The organism is Polynucleobacter sp. (assembly GCF_018500155.2).
In the GTDB taxonomy this organism is placed as follows: Bacteria; Pseudomonadota; Gammaproteobacteria; order Burkholderiales; family Burkholderiaceae; genus Polynucleobacter.
In genome coordinates, this window is sequence record NZ_JAHBAK020000027.1 from 1 (window position 1) to 4,295 (window position 4,295).

Sequence of the window (4,295 nt, forward strand, 5' to 3'; positions counted from 1 at the left end):
CTCTTTGAGGGCTTTGGCGATAACACCGTAACGAGTGTCGGTCGCTTTGATCTCGATACGCCAGTCAGCATTTCTTTTTATGACCTCATTCCATTTCTGAATCCAAAAGAGTACTTAGAGGTCGATCGCTTTTATGCCACTTACTACATGCGTAAGCTGGAATATCTCAAAAAAGCAGCGCTGTTATTGAGCATCTCTGAATTCTCACGCTCTGAAGGTTTAGAGCACTTAGACTTCACACCAGAACAAATCATTAACATTTCATCTGCTGCAGAACCGTTTTTTAGTGACGCAGCGCCGGCTACTGATCCCGTTGCTCTGCGAGAAAAGTTTGGCATTACCCGTCCATTCGTGTTGTATACCGGTGGAGCGGATCCTCGCAAAAATCTCACGCGCTTGCTTGAGGCTTACGCACAGATTCCGACAGAATTGCGCCAACAACATCAACTTGTTCTGGCAGGTCGTATTGATCGTGCAGAGCACTTAAGCCTTCTCAAAGGCATCAAAGCCTCGGGAATGCATCCTGATGAAGTGATTTTTACTGAATACATCAGCGATGATGAATTACAAACCCTGTATTACATCTGCAAACTGTTTGTTTTCCCATCTTGGCATGAGGGCTTTGGCTTGCCGGCGTTAGAAGCCATGAAATGCGGCGCCGCTGTGATCTCATCAAATACCTCCAGCTTGCCAGAAGTAGTGAATTTAGAGAGTGCGCTCTTTGATCCGCTATCTACCGAATCCATCAGCGCAAAACTGACTGAGTTTTTATCCAATCCCGCACTCATTGAGCAAATGAAGTCACATGCCAAAGTGCAAGCCCCACTTTTTTCATGGGATGCCAGCGCAAAAAAAGCAATTGCAGGATTTGAAGCACTTCTAGCAAAACGCCAAAGCGCAGGCAAGACAACCCGCAAGCAAAATCCGGAAGAGATTTTGCAACACTTGATTCTTGATCTGAAGAACCTATCCTTTGATGGCAAACAATATAAGGATGTTGATTTACTGCAGTTCTCAGCTTGTTTAGCGCAGAACTTTCCTGCCCAGCCTCGTAAACCACAAATCTTCATCGATATCTCTGAGCTAGTAAAACGTGATGCGAAAACCGGTATTCAACGTGTGGTGCGCTCGCTACTCACCGAGATGCTACTCAATCCTCCCGCAGGATATGATGTGCATCCTATTTATGCCAATCAACTGAGCTTGGGATATCGCTATGCCAATCGCTTTCAGAAGAAATTTTTTGCCAGCGAAGCAGAAAAGCGCAGCATGGGCGAGAGCAATACCAATAACCAAGAAGATCCCGTCATTGAAACGCAACCAGGTGATATCTTCTTGGGCATTGATTTACAAGCCGATATTGTGCAAGCCCAGAAGCAATATCTTTCTGCCATCAAATTAAGTGGCACGAAAGTGTATTTCGTGGTGTATGACTTGCTGCCAATCCAGTTTCCTAATGCTTTCCCAAGCGCCGCAGAATTTAACCACCGTCAATGGCTACTGGAGATCAGTAAATTTGATGGCATTATTTGCATCTCTAAAGCAGTAGCTGACGACTATCGCCTATGGGCTCAGGAAAATATTCCAGATTTGCCAAAGCAATTTGATGTTGCATGGTTTCACTTAGGTGCTGATATTGAAAACTCCGTACCAACCACCGGTTTACCAAGTAATGCTACAGAGGTGATTGCGAAAATTAGCGCACAACCGAGCTTTGTCATGATTGGCACTCTCGAGCCACGTAAAGGTTATGGACAAACATTGCCCGCTTTTGAAAAGCTCTGGGCCAAGGGTGCTCAAGTTAATCTCGTCATTATTGGTAAAAAGGGTTGGATGGTTGATGAACTGGTCAACCACATAGAAAAGCACCCCGAACTCAATAAACGCCTTTTCTGGTTAGATAGTATTAGTGATGAATATCTCGATCAGATTTACTCGGCAAGTACTTGCTTAATTGCCGCCTCTGATGGGGAGGGATTTGGACTTCCTTTGATCGAGGCAGCGCGCCGTCATGTGCCCATTATTGCCAGAGATATTCCGGTCTTTAGAGAGGTGGCTGGAGAACATGCCTATTACTACTCTGCCAACCAGCCGGAGGAAATGACCCAAGCTATTGAGGCTTGGCTTGAACTCTATAAACAAGGCACCCATCCACGTTCTGACCAGATGCCCTGGCTTACCTGGAAAGAAAGTGCTCAATCTGTCCTCAAAACCTTATTAAACTAGGGTTCATGCGCAACTCCAATTCACCTTCCCCCGGTCTACTTGCCTCCATCGCTGCACTTTGGCAATACCGCGCCTTTATTTTGGGAAGTACGAAACGCGAGTTTCAGACGAAATATAAAAACTCTTTGCTTGGTTTTGCTTGGCCCATCATTAGCCCCTTAGCTTTAATTCTGGTGTATGCACTTGTCTTTTCTAAGGTGATGGGTGCACGTCTTCCAGGAGCGGCTGGTGAAGGTAGCACTAGCTTGTACTCGTACAGTATTTATTTGTGTATTGGCGTCATTGTTTGGACGCTCTTCTCCGAACTCACTTCGCGCGCACAAGTTGTCTTTCTAGAAAACGCCAACCTGCTCAAAAAACTCAATTTTCCGCGCTTGTGTTTACCCGTCATTGTGATTTTCAATGCGGGACTGAACTTTCTCATCATCTTTTCGCTGTTTACCGCTTTCTTATTAGTCACAGGCAACTTTCCAGGAACTCCTTTCTTAGCAGTCATTCCTTTGCTCATCATCCTGATCGCCTTCTCTATTGGCCTAGGCATGAATCTGGGTGTGCTCAATGTCTTTTTCAGAGATATTGGGTACTTTTATAGCGTTGCCTTGCAGTTCTGGTTCTGGCTCACGCCGATTGTGTACTCAGTCAATATCTTGCCCGAGAAAATTCGCTTCTTAGTTTCCTTTAATCCATTAACCAATTTGATGGTGGCCTTTCAGGGCCTTTTTGTGAATCATCAAATGCCAGACTGGTCTAGCCTTTGGCTTATTGGTGTTTTAGCAGTGCTACTCAATATCAACGGTTTTCGTTTATTTCGTAAGCACTCTGGCGAAATGGTGGATCTCCTCTAATGTCACAGATCATCGTTCGCAACCTCGGTAAAGCCTACAAGCGCTATCCATCTAAATGGTCACGCTTAGCAGAATGGATTATTCCGTTTAGCAAGGAACGTCATCAACTCAATTGGGTCTTACAAGATCTCAACTTTGTGGTCAATCCTGGTGAAGCAGTTGGCATTATTGGTGTGAATGGTGCTGGTAAGAGCACCTTGCTAAAAATGATTTCCGGCACGTCGCAACCCACTACGGGTTCCGTGGAAATGACAGGTAAAGTCGCCGCTCTATTGGAGCTGGGAATTGGCTTTCATCCGGACTTTACTGGCAGACAAAATGCGTATATGGCAGGCCAATTACTAGGCTATAGCGTAGAGCAAATCACCGCAATGATGCCTGCAATCGAAGAGTTTGCAGAAATTGGTGAATACATTGACCAACCAGTGCGTTTTTATTCCAGCGGTATGCAAATGCGTCTTGCATTTAGCGTTGCCACTGCAGAGCGTCCAGATGTATTGATTGTGGATGAAGCACTATCAGTAGGTGATACCTACTTTACGCACAAATGCTTTGATCGTATTCGGGAGTTTCGCAAACACGGCACCACCCTTTTGATCGTCTCACATGACAAGATGGCAATTCAGTCGATTTGCGACCGCGCCATTTTGCTCAATCAAGGCAAAGTTGCTATTGAAGGTCAGCCCGAAATGGTGATGGACTATTACAACGCTCTGTTGGCCGATCGCGAGAATCAAAATGTACGCCAAGAAATCACCCAATCGGGCAAGGTCAAAACGACCTCTGGTAGCGGCGAAGCAACCATTGAAGATGTGGCACTACTCAATAGCGAAGGTAAACGCATTGAAGTGATTCAGGTAGCCCAAGAGATTACCCTGGTCACAAAGGTGCGTTGCAACCAAGCCCTCGATGAGCTAGTCCTTGGCTATATGTTCAAAGATCGCCTGGGCTTGCCGGTGTATGGCACCAATACCTTTCATTTGAATAAAACCCTGAAAAATCTGGCTGCTGGTACTGAGCTGGAGTTTCGCTTTCGCTTTACCGCCAATTTTGGGCCTGGAACCTATTCGCTTGCATTATCGTTACATGCATCTGACAATCACATAGCAAATAACTACGAGTGGCGTGATCATGCTCTAGTATTTACCGTAATTAATAGTAAAGAGCATTTTGAGGGGGTAGCGTGGCTTCCACCTACTGTAGAGCTGTCTCTTATACACATCT

At 45.5% G+C, this 4,295-nt stretch carries 3 protein-coding genes; all 3 read left to right on the top strand.

The window, feature by feature from the left end; genetic code table 11:
* Positions 1-2,226 (top strand): glycosyltransferase family 1 protein (locus KIH43_RS03475; protein WP_297717752.1); only part of this gene is annotated, 2,226 nt, incomplete at its 5' end.
* A 5-nt stretch (positions 2,227-2,231) separates the two neighbouring features.
* Entirely contained in the window at positions 2,232-3,071 is an 840-nt protein-coding gene (locus KIH43_RS03480) for an ABC transporter permease (protein WP_297717755.1), read from the top strand.
* Positions 3,071-4,295 (top strand): ABC transporter ATP-binding protein (locus KIH43_RS03485; protein WP_297717758.1); only part of this gene is annotated, 1,225 nt, incomplete at its 3' end. The genes KIH43_RS03480 and KIH43_RS03485, both read left to right, overlap by 1 nt.

What these genes read in the sequence shown, in the direction of transcription:
- KIH43_RS03480 (WP_297717755.1), top strand. Translation starts at nt 2,232, where the DNA reads ATGCGCAACTCCAATTCACCTTCCCCCGGTCTACTTGCCTCCATCGCT.